The sequence below is a fragment of the Janthinobacterium sp. TB1-E2 genome (assembly GCF_036885605.1).
In the GTDB taxonomy this organism is placed as follows: domain Bacteria; phylum Pseudomonadota; class Gammaproteobacteria; order Burkholderiales; family Burkholderiaceae_D; genus Janthinobacterium; species Janthinobacterium aestuarii.
Genome location: NZ_CP142523.1, coordinates 1,909,134 through 1,925,878 on the forward strand (window position 1 = coordinate 1,909,134; position 16,745 = coordinate 1,925,878).

Annotated in this window: 17 protein-coding genes; 14 read left to right on the forward strand and 3 right to left on the reverse strand. The window is 65.5% G+C overall.

Annotated elements, in window-relative coordinates; all coding sequences use genetic code 11:
• Positions 1-9: 9 nt before the first annotated feature.
• From OPV09_RS08565 to OPV09_RS08575, 3 genes are all read left to right on the forward strand, one after another.
• Positions 10-648, forward strand: coding sequence for an NF038129 family PEP-CTERM protein (locus tag OPV09_RS08565; RefSeq protein ID WP_338681228.1), 639 nt, complete (start codon positions 10-12; stop codon positions 646-648).
• Positions 649-836: 188 nt separating this feature from the next.
• Complete coding sequence (locus OPV09_RS08570; RefSeq protein WP_338681229.1) at positions 837-1,559, forward strand: winged helix-turn-helix domain-containing protein; 723 nt, start codon at positions 837-839, stop codon at positions 1,557-1,559.
• The gene (locus OPV09_RS08575) at positions 1,556-2,227 is read left to right on the forward strand and encodes a LuxR C-terminal-related transcriptional regulator (protein WP_338681231.1); all 672 of its coding nucleotides are present in this window, start codon (positions 1,556-1,558) and stop codon (positions 2,225-2,227) included. The genes OPV09_RS08570 and OPV09_RS08575 overlap by 4 nt, the downstream gene beginning before the upstream one ends.
• Here the strand turns inward: OPV09_RS08575 and OPV09_RS08580 are convergent.
• The 3 genes from OPV09_RS08580 to OPV09_RS08590 all read right to left on the reverse strand — a co-directional run bounded on the left by OPV09_RS08580 (position 2,224) and on the right by OPV09_RS08590 (position 6,670).
• A complete protein-coding gene (locus tag OPV09_RS08580; RefSeq protein WP_338681233.1) occupies positions 2,224-2,640 on the reverse strand; it encodes a protease inhibitor I9 family protein in 417 nt (138 codons plus the stop codon). The genes OPV09_RS08575 and OPV09_RS08580 overlap by 4 nt on opposite strands.
• A gap of 76 nt (positions 2,641-2,716) precedes the next feature.
• Positions 2,717-5,869 (reverse strand): S8 family serine peptidase, encoded by a 3,153-nt coding sequence (locus OPV09_RS08585; RefSeq protein WP_338681235.1) that lies wholly within the window; start codon positions 5,867-5,869, stop codon positions 2,717-2,719.
• A 42-nt stretch (positions 5,870-5,911) separates the two neighbouring features.
• Positions 5,912-6,670, reverse strand: a complete 759-nt coding sequence (locus OPV09_RS08590) for an NF038120 family PEP-CTERM protein (protein WP_338681237.1) — start codon at positions 6,668-6,670, stop codon at positions 5,912-5,914.
• 465 nt (positions 6,671-7,135) lie between these two features.
• On the opposite strand from OPV09_RS08590, the gene gspG reads away from it, so the two are divergent.
• From gspG to OPV09_RS08645, 11 genes are read left to right on the forward strand one after another with little or no spacing between them, the layout of a single operon-like run.
• Complete coding sequence (gene gspG, locus OPV09_RS08595) at positions 7,136-7,579, forward strand: type II secretion system major pseudopilin GspG (protein WP_034751618.1); 444 nt, start codon at positions 7,136-7,138, stop codon at positions 7,577-7,579.
• Positions 7,580-7,615: 36 nt separating this feature from the next.
• Positions 7,616-8,821: a type II secretion system F family protein gene (locus tag OPV09_RS08600; RefSeq protein WP_338681238.1), complete on the forward strand. Its 1,206-nt coding sequence runs from the start codon at positions 7,616-7,618 to the stop codon at positions 8,819-8,821.
• A complete protein-coding gene (locus tag OPV09_RS08605) occupies positions 8,818-10,512 on the forward strand; it encodes a GspE/PulE family protein (protein ID WP_338681239.1) in 1,695 nt (564 codons plus the stop codon). The genes OPV09_RS08600 and OPV09_RS08605 overlap by 4 nt, the downstream gene beginning before the upstream one ends.
• Positions 10,505-11,323, forward strand: coding sequence for a hypothetical protein (locus OPV09_RS08610; RefSeq protein ID WP_338681241.1), 819 nt, complete (start codon positions 10,505-10,507; stop codon positions 11,321-11,323). The genes OPV09_RS08605 and OPV09_RS08610 overlap by 8 nt, the downstream gene beginning before the upstream one ends.
• Positions 11,320-11,868 (forward strand): hypothetical protein, encoded by a 549-nt coding sequence (locus OPV09_RS08615; RefSeq protein ID WP_338681243.1) that lies wholly within the window; start codon positions 11,320-11,322, stop codon positions 11,866-11,868. Before OPV09_RS08610 ends, OPV09_RS08615 begins: the two co-directional genes overlap by 4 nt.
• Entirely contained in the window at positions 11,865-12,437 is a 573-nt protein-coding gene (locus OPV09_RS08620) for a hypothetical protein (protein WP_338681245.1), read from the forward strand. Before OPV09_RS08615 ends, OPV09_RS08620 begins: the two co-directional genes overlap by 4 nt.
• The gene (locus tag OPV09_RS08625) at positions 12,434-12,955 is read left to right on the forward strand and encodes a hypothetical protein (protein ID WP_338681248.1); all 522 of its coding nucleotides are present in this window, start codon (positions 12,434-12,436) and stop codon (positions 12,953-12,955) included. Before OPV09_RS08620 ends, OPV09_RS08625 begins: the two co-directional genes overlap by 4 nt.
• Positions 12,955-14,982, forward strand: coding sequence for a secretin N-terminal domain-containing protein (locus OPV09_RS08630; protein ID WP_338681250.1), 2,028 nt, complete (start codon positions 12,955-12,957; stop codon positions 14,980-14,982). Before OPV09_RS08625 ends, OPV09_RS08630 begins: the two co-directional genes overlap by 1 nt.
• Positions 14,979-15,470 (forward strand): type II secretion system protein, encoded by a 492-nt coding sequence (locus OPV09_RS08635; RefSeq protein WP_034751600.1) that lies wholly within the window; start codon positions 14,979-14,981, stop codon positions 15,468-15,470. Before OPV09_RS08630 ends, OPV09_RS08635 begins: the two co-directional genes overlap by 4 nt.
• 3 nt (positions 15,471-15,473) lie before the next feature.
• Positions 15,474-15,866: a type II secretion system protein gene (locus OPV09_RS08640; protein WP_338681253.1), complete on the forward strand. Its 393-nt coding sequence runs from the start codon at positions 15,474-15,476 to the stop codon at positions 15,864-15,866.
• Positions 15,867-15,871: 5 nt separating this feature from the next.
• Positions 15,872-16,522 carry a type II secretion system protein gene (locus OPV09_RS08645; RefSeq protein ID WP_338681254.1) on the forward strand — a complete coding sequence of 217 codons (651 nt, stop codon included), beginning with the start codon at positions 15,872-15,874 and terminating at the stop codon, positions 16,520-16,522.
• Positions 16,523-16,745 lie beyond the last annotated feature (223 nt).

Sequence of the window (16,745 nt, forward strand, 5' to 3'; positions counted from 1 at the left end):
GACACCATCATGTTGACAACGACATTCAACCTCACCCTGCGCCGCGCCGTCCTGGCTGCCGTGCTGGCCGCCAGCTCCAGCCTGGCGTTGGCGGGTCCGCTCGGCTACCACGTGGAAATCGACACGAGCCAGTTCTCGGGTGCCGGTTTCCTCGACTTCGCCTTTATCGCCGGTAACAGCCCGGCACCGGGCGCCAGCGCCGTGCTCAGCAATTTCTCGGGCGCCTTTGGCGCACTGGAATCGATGGAAGGCAATGTCAGCGGCAGCTTGCCCGGCACCTTGACCTTCGGCAATAGCGGCGCCTACAACGACTGGTTCCACAACGTGACCTTGGGCGGCAAGTTCGGTTTCAATATCGTCTTTGGCGGCGACTTCCTGAACACGGCCGGCAACGCGGGCACGACGTTTGGCGTGGGCTTGCTCGACACCACAGGCATGGCTTACCTGGGCAACGTCAATGGCAACCTGGTGCAGTTCGAGCTGACGCCGATGACTGGTGGCTTGCCCGCCAGCATCGCCGGCAGCACGTATGCGAGCATCGCGTCGATCTCGGCCGTGCCGGAAGCGTCGGAATGGATGATGCTGACGGGCGGCCTGGCGCTGATCGGTTTTGCCCTGCGCCGCCGCCAGCCTGTCGCACGCGCCTAATCTTCCCAGACTAAACACAGCGCGCCTGCGGGCCGCTGTGTTTTTTTTCGTCTATTTATTCGCAATAGCTATAAATCAGGAAACTAAATTGTATTAGTCACCGTTTTACGCTTGATGCATAGTAAAAAACTTGTCGGGCAGTCTAGTATTTTCATGACTGCTGCCAACTTTTTTCGGGAGATGCATCGATGCCTGGCCATATCCTGGTGCTGGACCCTGCGCCTGCCATGCAGGCGCTGCTGGCGCATAACCTCGCGGGTGCCGGCTACCGGGTCAGCTGCGCCCTGGATGCGCGCGGCGCGCTGGCGCTGATGGCGGGCGATCCGCCCGACGTGCTGTTGCTGGAATGGGAACTGCCCGATGCGTCCGGCATCGCGCTGCTGCGCCAGGTGCGCCAGGATGGCGTGCTGTGCGACTTGCCCATCATCATGATCAGCACGCGCGACAGCGAACAGGACAAGGTGCTGGCGCTGGAAAGCGGCGCCGACGATTATCTGTGCAAGCCTTTCGGTCCCCGTGAAATGCTGGCCCGTGTGCATGCGCTGCTGCGCCGGCGCGCGCCATCGGCCTTGCGCACAGGCGCAGGCACGGCCGGGGCTGCCGCCTTGCGGCTCGACCCGCACACCCTGCGCGTGACGGCGGGTAAGGTGCCCATCCACCTTGGCCGCGTGGAATTCAAACTGCTGCATTTCCTCATGGACCATCCGGGCAGGGTGCATAGCCGCGCGCAACTGCTGGATCAGGTGTGGGGCCATGCCGCCTATCTCGACGAGCGCACGGTCGACGCCCACGTGGGACGCTTGCGTCACGCCTTGCAGCCGGGCGGTTGCGGCCACCGCATCGAAACCGTGCGGGGCAGCGGCTACCGCTATCTGGCGTTTGATACCGCCGATGCGGCCGTGTGCGCATGATGCTGCTGACGGGGCGGGAGCAGGAATACCTGCTGCACGCCATCCTTGGCGCGCATGGCATCGCCGTGCCCGGCGATTTCTTTCTGTGGAGCCAGGGGCCGCTGCAAACGCTGTTGCCGCACGATATATTGATGTGCGCGCAACTGGATGTGGGCGGGGCCGTGCTGCGCAGCGAAGCCTGGCACAGCGCCGCGCCAGATCACGCGCAGCTGCGCGAGCGCCAGGCCCAGCTGGCGCACCTTGCGCTGGCCTGGCGCGCGGGTGGCCATAGGGCGGGCGTCATCGACGGCGTGCTGGTGCATGGCAGCGTGGGCGACGCCGGCGGCAGCTTTTTTGCCTTGTACGCCGTGAAGCCGGCGGACGCGGCGCGCCAGGCGTATGCGCTGGAGTTGCTGCTGCCCTATCTGCACGTGCACTGGCTGGCGCTGCCAGGTAGCCAGCGTGCATCCGTGACGGGCCCGGCTGCCGCGCGCGCGGCCAGTGCGCGCGAGCTGGAAGTGCTGCATTGGGTGCGCGAGGGGAAAAGCAATGACGAAGTGGGGCAAATTCTCGGCATCAGCGGCACCACCGTGAAAAGCCATTTGCAGCGCATCTATAAATTATTGGGAGTAAGCAACCGCATGCAAGCCGTGTCGCGCGGCATCGCGCTGCGCTTGCTCAGCCACTAGCGCTGGTCCCGCGGCCGGGCCCGACTCTTTTCATTACCGCCGTCTTGCGTGTGTTCGATGCTGCCGGGCGATACCCGCGCCACGTCCGGGCTCGCTTGCAGGCGCGTCACTTCGGCCGGTGTCAGCATGGCGGCAAAGCCGTTGAAGGCCGTCGTGTAGCGGTATTGCACGGGGGCATCTGGCACCAGCGCCAGCACGGCGCGCTGCTGCGCTTCCAGCTGGGCCGTGTAGCGCCGCGCCGCATCGCTGTGGGTATCTAGCCCATGCACGCCGTCCGCTTGCGAGGCCAGCGGCGGGGCGCGCAATTGCACCAGATAGGACTGCCGCGCCGCAGCGGCCTGCGCCGCGACAGGCAGGGCATGGATGCTGGCCATGCCGGCCAGGATGGCAATGCAGAGGCGAAAGGTGGACATGCGCCGATTGTACGCGCGTCGCGCATAAAAAACGCGCCCCGCAGGGCGCGTTGTGTTACTGCCTGGAGCGATACCGTTACAGCTTGGCGTCCGCCCTCACGTTGCGCTGGCTGGGGACGGCCAGCGGCAACGGGTTGTTGGTCTCCACCGACAGTACGGTGGTGGACGCTGCCGCGCTGTTGCCATCAAGGAAGACTACGCCGCCCAGGTAGCGCTTGCCCGTTTCCAGTCCCGACCAGCTGACGCCAGCCGTGGCGCTGCCGCCCACATATACCTTGGTAGGCAGGGTGGCTTTCAGGTTGCCGCCCTTGTCGGCTGTCGTGACGACGGCCGACGACAGGCCGAAGCCGGTCGAGACGCCATTTGCCAGTTCATAGCCGATCACGCAGACCTTGTAGCTGCCTGCCGCCGGGGTGGTCACAGTGATGGCTTCGTTCGAGCCGGCCGTGGCCGAGGTGGCGACGGTCGCGCCGGCGCTGTTGAGCAGCAGCATGTCGAGGTCGTTGCCCGCGCCTTCCGTGGTGTCGCGGTCGAAGATTTCGAAGCGCGCCACGACGGTGCTGGCGGGAATGCTGACATTGACCGCGCGCACGCCGCTGCCGCCCGCCTTGCACGCGTCGGCCATCTGCGCCAGCGTTTCCACGCTGCCCGGCGCGGCCTGGTTGATGGTTTGCTCGCTGCGCGCCACTTCCTTCAGGCCGCCCGTCGCCGCGCCGACCTTGCCGGCAAAGCCGGTGGACAGGGTCAGCGAACGCAGGCCGCTGACCTTGTCGGCTTGCAGCAATGCGGGCGACTGCACCGCGCGGCCCGAGCGGGCCGTGACGGGGCTGCGCACCGTGTGCACGCCATCGCTCCACACGAGGGCGCCATACTGCCAGGCATTGTCCGGCGCCGTCGTGCGCGCCAAGGTCACGGTGAAGGACTTGGTTTCGCCGGGCGCCAGTGCCAGGGTGGCAGGCGCCACCGTCACGCTGTAACCGCTGAGCGAGGCGCTGGCCGTGTAGGTGGCGCTGCTGCTGCCCACGTTGGTGACGCGGCGCGTCACCGTTTGCGTGCCCAGCACGTTACCGATGGTGATGGACGGCATGTTCAGATTGTAGCCGGCCAGGGTGCCGCCCGCGCATTCGGCCGTCATGCCGACGCCGCACATGTATTTCTTGTAGTCGGCCAGGCTGGCGTCATACACGAGGCCGGGATCGGTTGCCTTGTTCGGCGTCACGTGGCCGGCGCCCTGGCCCCATGGCAGGATGCCGCGCGCGTCGCCTGCCTGGATGTCGGGCAAGGTGGCGCTGCCGGTCGTCATCAGGGCCGACTTGATGGCGGCCGGGCTCCAGTCCGGATGCTGCTGGCGCAGCAGGGCGGCCAGGCCGGCCACGTGCGGGCTGGCCATCGAGGTGCCTTGCAGGAAGATGTAGGCTTGCGCCGGTGCCAGGCTGCCATCCTGCACGGCGTCGCGCTGGGCGCGCGACAGGGCAGGCGTGCCGCCGGCCAGGATGTCCACGCCGGGCGCGGTGACGTCCGGCTTGAGCAGGTTGGCGTCGTACAGGTTCGGGCCGCGCGACGAGAAGTCGGCCACCACGGGGGCGGCGGGGCCGTTGCCGTTGGTGACGAAGCGCGAGATGGCGGCCGTGGCCGCGCCCGTTTGCGCCTGGGCGTTGATCAGCGCGCCATCGGCGGCGCTCACGTGCACGGCCGGCAGCACGTGCGGGTCGGACACCAGGCCCACGCCCGTGTCGACCAGCACCATGCCGGCGCCGCCCGCTTCGAGCACGGCGACGCCCTTGTCGGTACGCGCCGTGGTGCCGCGCAGGCAGCTGACGACCTTGCCGGCGACCTTGGCCGGGTCCAGCAGGGCCACGCCGCCGTTGTCTCCGGCGCGGTAGCACAGGGCCAGTTTTTGTGCATCGGCGCCGGGCAAGCCCGCGTCTTGCGCGCGGATCAGGGTGGTGGCCGGCAGCGGGTTGTAGTTGAGCGAGGCGCCCGTGTAGCTGGCGCCGTTGCTCAAGGTCACCTTGGCCTGGTTGGCGCGGTTGTGCGTCGAGGCGGCCACGGTGGTGATCCATGGGCTGACGTGCGCCACCGTGTTCGCCGGTCCCGCATTGCCGGCCGAAGCGGCAACGAAGACGCCCGCATTCGACGCGTGCAGGAAAGCTTGCTCGACCGGGTCGTTGACGGTGCCGCCGCCGCTGATCGAGTAGTTGATCACGTGGACGCCATCCTGCACGGCTTTTTCAATCGCCGCCACGCTGTCGCCGCCGTAGCAGCCGTTCTTCGCACCGGTCGGCTGGGTGGCCAGGTTGTACGACCAGCATACCTTGTAGACGGACAGGCGGGCGCGCGGCGCCACGCCGGAAATGGCGCCCAGCGGCGAGCCGTTCACGGTCACGGGCACGCCCGCATTGCCGCCCGCGGTGGACGAGGTGTGCGTGCCGTGGCCGCCTTCGCCATTCGGGTCGCCGATGGAATCGCGCGGCGAGGTGAATTCGCTCCAGTGCTGGATCTTGTCCGTCTCGGTCAGGCGCACGGCGTTGAAATATTGCGCGCCCAGCAATTTGTTATTGCAGTGGTCGGACGTAAAGCCTTCGCCTGCCTGGCAGCTGCCTTTCCAGGCGGCCGGCGGCGCGCCGTAGGCCAGGGTGGCGTTCGGGTCGAAGGTCGGGGCGCCGTTGGCGTCGACCTTGTCCGCATACGACAGGTTTTCCGGCCACACGCCGCCATCGACGATGCCGATGATGATGTCTTCGCCCGCATGCTGCTTGCCGCCCAGCTGGCTCCACAGGCCGCCCGGCTGGTCCAGGCCCAGGAAAGTGGGCGTGTAGTTCGTTTGCAGGGCGCGCGGTTCGTCGGGGGCGATGCTGGCCACTTCGCCGCTCGCTTGCAGCTGGCGCACTTCGGCGTCGGTCAGCAGGGCGGAAAAACCGTTGAGGACGATCTTGTACTGGTATTGCACGGGCGCGGCGGCGATGAGCGCTTGTACCCGGGCCTGTTTCTGTTCAAGGTAGTCGCCGTACAGCTGCACTTGCGTGCTGGCCAGGTCGAGGCGGCCGCCGGCGGCAGGCTGGGTGGCGCCCAGGCCTTCCACCGAGCCGGTGTAGGAAGCGATCGGTTTGTCGGTCAGTTGCACGATGTAAGGGCGGCGCAGGTCGTCGGCGTGGGCCTGGAAGCTGAGGCTGGCAAACAGGCTCAGCACGGCGAGCGAAATGGGACGCAAGGCGGGACGGAATGTCATGTAGGGTTTCCTGGTGACGGTGGCGGGAATCGAAAGGGGAGATCAGGCTTGCTTGCGGCGGCGCGCAGCGAATCCGACACCGGCCAGGCCCAGCAGCAGCATCGCGTAGGTCGATGGCTCCGGTACCGAGGCGACGATATTGTCGAGTGCAAACTGGCCCTTGTTGCTCGTGAAGGCGTTGCAATTGCCGGCCGTGTTGCAAGTGAATCCGAAGAAGGCCAGCGAGGCGAATTGCTGGCTGCCGAAGTTGGCGCTGGTGTTGTAGCGCTGGAACTGGAAGTTGCCGCCGATGGGGCCGCCTAGCTGATAGGTTTCATAGATGGAAGAACCGTTGGCGTAGAAGCCTTGCACGCGCAACAGACCCGCTACGGCCGGATAGGTGACGCCCTGGGCGTAGCCGATGAAGCTGGCGTCGAAGCCCTGCAGGCTGACGCTGCCGCCCGTCGTCAGCGGATCGAGGTAGACGATGCCGTCGTTGAGGGATGCATAGTAATTGCTCGTATTGTTGGTCGGGCACGCCATGCCGCAGGCGGCCGGATCCGTGCCGTCGAATACGGCGCCGACCAGGTCGCCATAACTGGCACCGGCGGCATTCGAGGCGCCCGTCAGCAGGAATTTGCCGAATTCCAGGGAGTCGCCATGGCCGACGAACTGGCTGTCGACATTGTCAAAGTTGATCACGTCCGCGATGGCGGCGGGAGCCCAGGCGGCGGACAGGGCCAGGATGGCGGCGCCGGTCCACTGCTTGGCCGAGAAAGGACTTGCTGCGGCAGTTGCCTTCGAATGCACAATACGAGTCATGAATTTTCCCTTGGTGATTATGTAGGATGCAATATGTTTTGCGTCTGGGATGCTCTTTTCTGCGTGGACGGATAAGACCAATACGTAGAAAATTGACTTTTACTATAGCAAAAGAGGCAATTTCATTGTTTGATATTCTTGCAAATTTAATTTGAAAGTTACAAATAATGAATGAATAAAATTCATCACTTACTATGATTTGGTAACCAGGAGTAGATAGTTTCTGCATTGAAAATAGTTGAATCATCAAGCAGCCAGGCAAGCGCGCGCGGCGCCGTGGCGGTTTCGCGCACACTGGATGGTTTCCGCAGGAATTTGTTGTTCACAGAGCAAAGAAAAGATTGTATTAACCATAACCGGCATGGTAGGCTGATAAGCATCAGGCAAGCGCGTGTCGCCCGTGCATGGCCATCCGCCGCGCGCAGCGACGCAATGTATTGAAGGTAGGCAATAAGGAGTTACCGGATGCATGCAGCACACAGGCAGAACCTTGCGGCAACGCGCCATGCGCGCGGCTTTACCTTGCTCGAATTGCTGGTCGTCATCGTGATCATCGGCTTGCTGGCGGCGTATGTCGGCCCCAAGTATTTCGCCCAGCTGGGCAAATCCGAAGTGACGGTGGCCAAGGCGCAGATCGAGGCGTTTGAAAAATCGCTCGACACCTACCGCCTCGACGTGGGGCGCTATCCCACCACGGAAGAAGGCCTGGCCGCGCTGCTGGTGGCGCCGCCCGCCGCCGGCACGCGCTGGAATGGTCCCTACCTGAAAAAGGCCGTGCCGCTCGACCCGTGGGGCCATGCCTATCAATACCGCGCGCCAGGCAGCAAGGGCGAATATGACATCGTCTCGATGGGCAAGGATGGCCAGCCGGGCGGCAGCGGCGAGAACGCCGACATCAGCTCGCAATAGCGCCAGCGCCATTCTTTTTCCTACGGACAAGCCATCATGCAGTTCGAAGTACGCGCGCTTTCCACGGACCAGGCCGTAACTACCTTGCAGACGTGCGTGATCGACGGCCGCGACGAAGCCGACGCGCGCCGCCAGGCCGAAGCGCGCGGCCTGTTTGTCAGCGCCATCCGCCCCGTGCGGGCCACGCCGTTCAGTGCGGCCGGGCGCCAGCGCGCGCGGGCCTTGCCCCTGCTGCTGTTCAGCCAGGAATTGCTGGCGCTGCTGCAAGCGGGCCTGGGCATCGTCGAAGCGCTGGAAGCCTTGCTGGAAAAGGAGGCCTCGCCGGCCACGCGCAGCGTGCTCACGCGTCTGCTCGAAGGCTTGCGCGAAGGCAAGCGCTTTTCCGCCGTGCTGGGCGAGCAATCTGAACTGTTTCCCCCCTTGTATATCGGCATCGTCAAGGCGGCCGAGGGCACGAGCGACTTGCCGCGCGCGCTGTCGCGCTACATCGACTACCAGCAGCGCATCGATGCGGTGCGGTCCAAAATCGTCAGCGCCGCCATCTATCCCGCCATCCTGCTGGCCGTGGGCGGCGGCGTCAGCGCCTTCCTGATCAGCTATGTGGTGCCTCGTTTCGCCGAGGTCTACCAGGGCGCGGGACGCAACCTGCCATGGATGTCGCAAGTGATGCTCAGCTGGGGCCAGTTCGTCACGCAGCATGGCGTGCTGCTGTTGCTGGGGTTGGCACTCGTCGGCAGCATCGTGTTCACTGCCGTGCGGCGCGTGCTGCGCAACGGCGGCGTGGCGCGCCTGCTGGCGAAACTGCCCGGCATCGGCGAGCGCGTGCGCATCTATGAACTGTCGCGCCTGTACCTGACCCTGGGCATGCTGGCCGAGGGCGGCATCACCATCGTGCAGGCGATTGCCACCGTGCAGGCGATGGTCTCGCCGGGCATGCAGGCATCGTTGCAGGGCGCGCGCGGCGCCATCGAGGCGGGCCAGCCGCTGTCGTCGGCGTTTGAGCAGCATCAATTGACGACACCGATTTCCCTGCGCATGCTGCGCGTGGGCGAGCGCACGGGCGACATGGGCCCCATGCTGACGCAGTCGGCCGCCTTTTATGACGGTGAAATCAGCCGCTGGATCGACCGTTTTACGCGCACCTTCGAACCCTTGCTGATGGCTGCCATCGGCCTCGTCGTGGGCGCCATCGTGATCCTGCTGTACATGCCCATCTTTGACCTTGCTGGCGATATTTCATGAACCAGATTTCTTCCGTTCCCGCCGCCATCGACCCCGCGCTGCTGCAGCGCGCGCGCATCCTGAGCCGGCAATCGAAGCGCAGCCTGGTCGAGGAATTGCAGGAGCTGAGCGGCATCGAGGCGCGCGCCGTGGTGCGCGAACTGGCGCGCCCGTTCGGCCTGGACGTGCTGGAAACGGCCGACATGCTGGCCTTGTCTCCCGCCTTCGATGTGCTGCCCCTGTCGCAGGCGCTGGCGCGTCACAGCGTGCTGCTGCGCGCCGCCGGCGGCCAACTGGTGGGCGTGATCGCCGACCCGTTCGACCTCGACCTGCAAACCTGGCTGAGTGCGCGCGCCGGGCAGGGCGTCTTGGACGTGCGTCTGGCGCTGCAGGCCGACATCGGCGCCTACTTGTCGAAACAGGAAGAATCGGCGCGCGCCGTCGACAGCCTGCTGCCCGGCGCCGCCAGTGACGCGCGGCGCGATGGCAAGACGGCCGCCGTGCTGTCGTTTGCCAGCGTCTCGGAAGCGGCCAGCCCTGCCGTCAAGCTGGTCAACTCGACCCTGTATGACGCGCTGAAGGCGGGCGCCTCGGACATCCATCTGGAAAGCACGGCGGGCGGCCTGGCCGTCAAGTACAGGGTCGACGGCGTGCTCGATCACGCCACGTCCGTCAACGGCATCGAAGTGGCCGAGCACATCATCTCGCGCCTGAAAGTGCTGGCCGAACTCGATATCGCCGAGCGCCGCGTGCCGCAGGACGGCAGCTTCCGTGTCGAGTCGGGCGGGCGCGAAATCGATTTGCGCGTCTCCATCATGCCCAGCATCCATGGCGAGGACGCCGTCATCCGTATCCTCGACAAGCGCGCCATGATCGAGGCGTATGGCGCGCTGACGCTCGAAGCGCTGGGCTTTGACTCGCCATCGCTGGTCGCCCTGCGCGCGCTGGCGCAGGAAGCCTACGGCATGCTGCTCGTGACGGGACCGACCGGCTCGGGCAAGACGACGACCCTGTATGCGGCGCTGACGGAAATCCATAACGGGCGCGAAAAGATCATCACCATCGAAGATCCCGTCGAATACCAGCTGCCCGGCATTTTGCAAATCCCCGTCAATGAAAAGAAGGGGCTGACCTTTGCCAAGGGCTTGCGTTCGATCCTGCGCCACGACCCCGACAAGATCATGGTGGGCGAGATCCGCGACCGCGAGACGGCGGAAATCGCCGTGCAGTCGGCGCTCACGGGCCACCTGGTGCTCACCACCGTGCACGCGAATAATGTGTTCGACGTGTTCGGCCGTTTTACCCACATGGGCATCGATCCGTATGCGTTCGTCTCGGCCCTGAACGGCATCTGGGCGCAGCGTCTGATCCGCACCAACTGCCCCCATTGCGCCACCGAGTACACGCCCGACGATGCCGAGCTGGCCAGCGTGGGCCTGGCGCGCGCCGACGCGGCCGACTATCAATTCAAGCAGGGCAAGGGCTGCGGCGACTGCCGCGGCACGGGCTACAAGGGGCGGCGTTCTATCGCCGAAATCCTCGTGCTGACCGATGAAATCCGCGAATTGATCGTCGATAAAAAACCGATCCGCCAGATCAAGGCGGCCGCGTATGCGAACGGCACGCGCAGCCTGCGCCTGGCGGCGCTGGAACTGGTCAAGCGGGGCGCCACCACCATCACGGAAATCAAGAGGGTCACCCTGCATGCGTAGAGGTCTTGGACAAGGATTGCGCCTGGGCGTGGCGGCGGGCAAGGTGAGCCTGTGGCGCAGCAGCCGCTGGCGCCCGCCCGCATGGACCTCGCTGGGCGAAGCCGCGTATGCGCCGGACGACGCGTTGCATGGCAACTTTTCCGCCCTGGGCCAGGCGCTGGAACAGATTCTGCCAGCGGGGCAATACGCGGGCTGGCCCTTGTCCGTGGTGCTCGACGATGGACTGGCGCGCCTGTGGCAAGTGGACATGCCGCAGGGCGCCGCGCGCCTGGCCGACATCGAGGCGGCCGCCGCGCTGCGCTTCCAATCGCTGTATGGCGATGCACCGGGCCTGTGGCACGGCAGCAGCGCCTGGGATGCGCGCGCGCCGTTCTTTTGCGCCGTGCCCCGTGCCTTGCTGGCGCAGCTGACGCGCGTGGCCGAAGCACGCAAGCTGGCCCTGATTTTCATTACGCCGCAATTCGCGCGCCACTGGAACCGCTGGCACGGCGCCTTGAAACCGGGCGCTTGGTTTGGCCAATTGCAGGAGAGCGCCCTGACCCTGGGCGTGCGGCACGAAGGGCGTTTGCGCGCCGTGCGCGCGCTGCCCGTGCCGCCTGGCGCTGGCAGGGACTGGCTGGTGCAGACCTTGGCGCGCGAGGCGCTGCTGCAAGGCGTATGCGCACCGGCACTGCTGCAGCTGTGCGGCGCGCCGCCAGCGGGCTGGCTGACGCCGGCGAAAGAGTTCCGCTGCCAGGTTTTTTCCACGCCGGATGGCGAAAACGGCTTGTCGCCGGCCGCCCGGCTGGCGCATAGCGGAGGCGTGGCATGACGCGCCTCGATATCGATTTCGCGCCGCCAAACTGGCGCCGCAGCCTGCACCGCGTGCCCGTGTGGGCGTGGTGCGTCGGCGCGCTGGGTGTGGCGCTGGCCGTCACGGCGGCGTACAGCGGCAGCGCCGCGCTGCAGCGCCAGCAACTGCGTGAAGGACAGTTGCAGCGCGCGCAGCAGCGCGTGCTGGCCGCCACGCAGGGACCGGCGCCGGTGGTGTTCACGCCGATCGCGCCCGCGCAGGCGGCGGCCGTGAATGCGGCCATCCTGCAATTGAACCTGCCGTGGCGCGACTTGCAGGATGCGCTGGCCAGCGCCACGCCACCGGCAGTCGCGCTGCTGGCGCTGGAGCCGGACGCGCGCAAGCGCGTGCTGAAGATCACGGCGGAAACGACCAGCAGCGATGCCATGGTGGCGTATGTGGCGCAACTGAAGCAGCAGGAGTTGTTCGGCACGCGCGTGCAGCTGCTGCGCCATGAAATCAACGCGCTCGATCCGAACAAACCGTTGCGCTTCCAGCTCGAAGCGCGCTGGGGCACGCCATGATGGCCATCGACATCAATAGCTTGCGCCTGCGCGCGCAACTGCTGCTGCGCCGGCTGGGCGCGCCCGCCTGCCTGGCAGTGGCTTTGCTCGCGCTGGGCGTGGCAGCCTGGGTCTGGGCCTGGCAGCAGCGCGCCGTGGCGGTGCAGCTGGAAGCGCGGCCCTTGCCGCAGCCAGCGCTGGCCGTGGTGGCCGCCGCGCCGCCGGCGACAGCCAGCGAAAACCTGGCGCGCTTTTATGCCGCGCTGGGACAGCAGCGCCATGCCGAGCAGCAAGTCAAGCAGCTGTTCGACCTGGCCGCGAAAAACGGCTTGCTGCTGGCGCAGGGCGAATACAAGAGCGGCTACGACAAGGCCAGCCGTGTCGCCACCTACCAGGTGACCTTGCCGCTGAAGGGCAGTTATGCGGCCGTGTCGCAGTTCGCGCTGCAAGCGCTGCGCGCCGTCCCTTTCGCCTCGCTCGACGAACTGAGTTTTCGCCGCGAGCAGATCGCCGATACGGATCTCGAAGCGCGCTTGCGCCTGACGTTTTATCTGACCGATACACCGGGCGATGCGGGAGTGGCGCCATGACCCCGCGCCATAGTCTCATGCTGGCCGGCGTGCTGGGCGCGGGCGCCTTGCTGCTGTTCGGCGAGCGTCAGCCCGTGGCCGACGTGGCCGAGGCGGTGGAGCGGGCCGTCGCGCCCGCGCGCCATGCGGCGGCCAAGGCGCCAGCTGCGCAGCCGGCCATCCTGGCCCTGCTGCCGCGCAGCGAAGTGGCGGGCGAGGATGGCGATACCTTTGGCGGCGCCGGCGCTGTCTTCCAGAGCCAGAACTGGAATCCGCCGCCGCCGAAAATGGCGGTGACGGCCGCGCCGCCGCCACCGCCCCCAATGGCGCCGCCGCTGCCCTTCGTCTACCTGGGCAAGGCGGCCGCCGACGGCGCCTGGGAAGTGTTTCTGTCGCGCGCCGACAAGACGTATATCGTGCGCGCCAATACCGTCATCGATGGCGCCTACAAGGTCGTGACGATCGCGCCGCCCGTCATGACGCTCACTTATCTGCCGTTGAACCAGGTTCAGCAGCTCAACATTGGAGTTTCCGAGTGATGTCTCGTTCCTTTTCATCGGCGCTGCTGCTCTTGTTGCTGTCCGGCTGCGCGGGGCAGCAAGCCTACCGCGACGGGCGCGAGCTGATCGCGCAAGACCAGGTGCCGGCCGGCCTGCAAAAGCTGCAGGAAGCGTTGCAGCAAGACCCCGGCAACGCGCAATACCGCAGCGCCTATCTGCAGGCGCGCGAACGGGCGACCGGCAGCCGCTTGCAGCAGGCCGAGCGCCAGGCGCAGGCGGGGCAGGGCGAGCTGGCGCGCGCCTCCTTCATGAGCGTGCTGGAAATCGATGCGCAGAACGAGCGGGCCAACAGCGGCTTGCGCGCGCTCGAACGCGAGCAGCGCCAGGGCAAGCTGCTGGCCGAAGCGCAGAAGGATATCGAGGCCAAGCGCTACGACCCCGCGCGCCAGCGCCTGAACGCCATCCTGACCGAGCAGCCGAACCATGCGGGCGCGCGCACGCTGCTGCGCGAGGTCGACGACAAAACGGCGCCGCCCGTGGTCGAGTCGGGCTTGGCCAAGTCGTACAAGCAGCCGATCACGATCGAGTTTCGCGACGCGCCGTTAAAACAGGTGTTCGAGCTGATCGCGCGCCGTTCTGGCCTCAATTTCGTCTTCGACAAGGACGTCAAGGCGGACGCGAAAACCTCGATCTTCCTGAAAAACAGCACGGTGGAATCGGCCGTCTACTTCCTGCTGGTGACGAACCAGCTGGAGCAGCAGGTGATGGATGCGAACACGATCCTGATCTATCCGAACGTGGCGGCGAAATTAAAGGAGTACCAGGAAGTGCTGGTGAAGACCTTCTTCTTGGCGAATGCGGACGCCAAGCAGGTGGCCAACACGCTCAAGACCATTTTGAAGACGCGCGACGTGGTGGCTGATGAAAAGCTCAACCTCGTCATCGTGCGCGATACGCCCGAGGCGATCCGCCTGGCCGAGCGCCTGATCGCGCTGCAGGACGTGCCCGAGGCGGAAGTGGTGCTGGAACTGGAAATCCTCGAAGTCAAGCGCAGCCGCCTGATGGAACTGGGCGTGGCCTGGCCATCGAGCCTGACCCTGACGCCGCTTTCCACCTCGGGCGGAATCGGCCTGACCATCAGCGACCTGAACAAGCTGAACCAGCGCACCATCGGCGTGAGCGACCTGTCCGTGACGGCCAACGCCAACAAGACGGACGGCGACGCGAATATCCTGGCCAACCCACGCATCCGCGTGCGCAACAGGGAAAAGGCGAAGTTCGTCATCGGCGACAGGGTGCCCGTGGTGACCACCACGATTTCGCCGGGCACGGGCGGCTTCGCTTCCGAGTCGATCAGCTACCTGGACGTGGGCCTGACGGTAAACGCCGAGCCGACCATCTATTTGAACAACGAGGTGGGCATCCGCATCTCGCTCGAGGTGAGCAACCTGGGCGCGGCCACCACCACCCGCAGCGGCTCGACCCTGTACCAGATCGGCACGCGCCAGGCGTCGACCATGCTGCAGCTGAAGGATGGCGAAAACCAGGTGCTGGCGGGCCTGATCAACAATGAAGAGCGCAGCTCGGGCAACAAGGTGCCGGGTCTGGGCGACATCCCCGTGCTGGGGCGGCTGTTCGGCAGCAGCAAGGACGACAGCCAGAAGACGGAAATCGTGCTGTCGATCACGCCGCACCTGGTGCGCACGGTGCAGCGTCCGGAAGCGAAGGAGTCGGAATTCTCGGCCGGCACGGAAGGCAGCTTCCGCCGCCGTCCCGACATGGCGGCCAAGGCGCCCACGCAGATGCCGGGCACGGTGATCGTGCGTTCCGGCCCGTCGGCCGTCGGCATGCAGCCGGCGCCGGCGCAGCCGATGATGACGCCGGGCGCTTTGCCAGCGCCGCTGCCGCAGACGGTGCCGGCGCCGGAAGTGGCGCCGTCGCCCGAGCCGGCCGCCTCTCCCTTGCCGATATCGTCGGGCCAGCCCGTACCGCTGCAGGCGGCGCCCTTACCGCTGTCGTCGAGCCAGCCGGTACCGGTGAGCCCACCGCCACCGCCTGCCAAATGAGACTGGCGCATGCGCAGAGGGGGCAGGGAGGCTTTACCCTGATCGAACTGCTGGTGACCCTGGCCATCCTGGGCGTGCTGGCCACCCTGGTCATTCCCGTTACGCAGGTGACGGTGCAGCGGCGCCAGGAGCAGGAATTGCGGCGCGCGCTGCGCGAGATCCGCCAGGGGATCGATGCGTATAAACGGGCTGGCGACGAAGGTCGCATTGTGCGCGCGACAGACGCCAGCGGTTATCCGAAAAGCCTGGAACTGCTGGTCGAGGGCGTGGCGGACCAGCGCAACCCGAAGCGCAGCAAGATGTTCTTTTTGCGCCGCGTGCCGCGCGACCCGTTCAATGGGGATGCTGGCCTCAGTGATGCGCAAACGTGGGGTAAGCGCAGCTACGCCAGCGAGGCGGCCGAACCGCGCGAGGGCGACGATGTCTACGATGTGTACTCCACGTCCGGCAAGACCGGCTTGAACAACGTGCCTTACCGTCTATGGTGAACCATGGCCGCTGAAAACCCCCGAGTCCGCACGCGCGGCTTTACCCTGATCGAATTGCTGGTGGTGCTCGGCATCGTGGCGTTGCTGCTGACCCTGGCCGTGCCCCGCTACTTTCCCAGCCTCGACAAGGCAAAGGAAACCGTGCTGGCGGACAATTTGCGCAATCTGCGCACGACCATCGACCAGTTCCACGGCGATACGGGGCGCTATCCCGATTCGCTGGAGCAACTGGTGGAAAAGAAATACCTGCGCGCCATGCCCATCGATCCCATCACGGAGAGCGACAGCAGCTGGCTCATCGTACCGCCGCCCGACGATACGCCGGGCCAGGTGTATGACGTGAAAAGCGGCGCGCCCGGCAAGGACCGCAGCGGCACGCCGTTTGCCGACTGGTAGCGGCCATGCACCGTTCTGCGCGCCGCCAGCGCGGTTTTACGTATCTGGGCCTGATCATTCTGGTGGCCATCCTGGGCTTGGTAGGGGCGGCCGGGCTGAAGATGGGTTCCTTGCTGCAGCGTCAGACGGCCGAGCAGGAATTGCTCGACATTGGCGCGCAGTTTTCGGATGCCCTCTACAGCTATGCGACCGCCACGCCGCCGGGCCAGCCGCAACAGCCGCCCAGCCTTGCCGCCTTGCTGCGCGATCCCCGTACGCCCCAGTTGCGTCGGCATCTGCGCAAGCTGTTTGTCGACCCCATCACGGGCCGCGCCGAGTGGGGCTTGCTGTACCAGCCCGGCAGCAACGGCATCATTGGCGTGCACAGCCTGTCGCAGGCGGCGCCATTAAAGGTCGGCAATTTCGAGGCCCGGTTCGCTGGCTTCGAAGGCAAGGCGCATTTCTCGGAATGGCGCTTCATGGTCGATGCCCGGGTGTCTTCCATGCCGTCCGCGGGACCGGCAGCCGTGCCGGCGAGTGATGAGGCGGGCATCGCGCCTGCCTTGCCGGTGCCACCGTTGTTTTCTCGCCCTGTTACTCCACCGCAAGAACAATCGCCATCAGCGCCAATTGAGCAGCCTGAACCGCAAAATTCAGATGAAAACACTGCCGAGTAGGCGTTTTTACCTCAAAACGTAACAAAAATAAATGTATGCGCCGGTAACTATTCTTGTGTGGAAATTAATAGATAGCGGCAAATAGTTCATTTCGAAAATACTTATCTAAGATGAAACTTCGATAAAATATTTATAAGTAATTTGATGTGATTATGCTACCATTCTGTTCAGTACTTCCGGTACTAAAACTATTGGTGGCCTGCGCATTGCAGCCATAAATTAC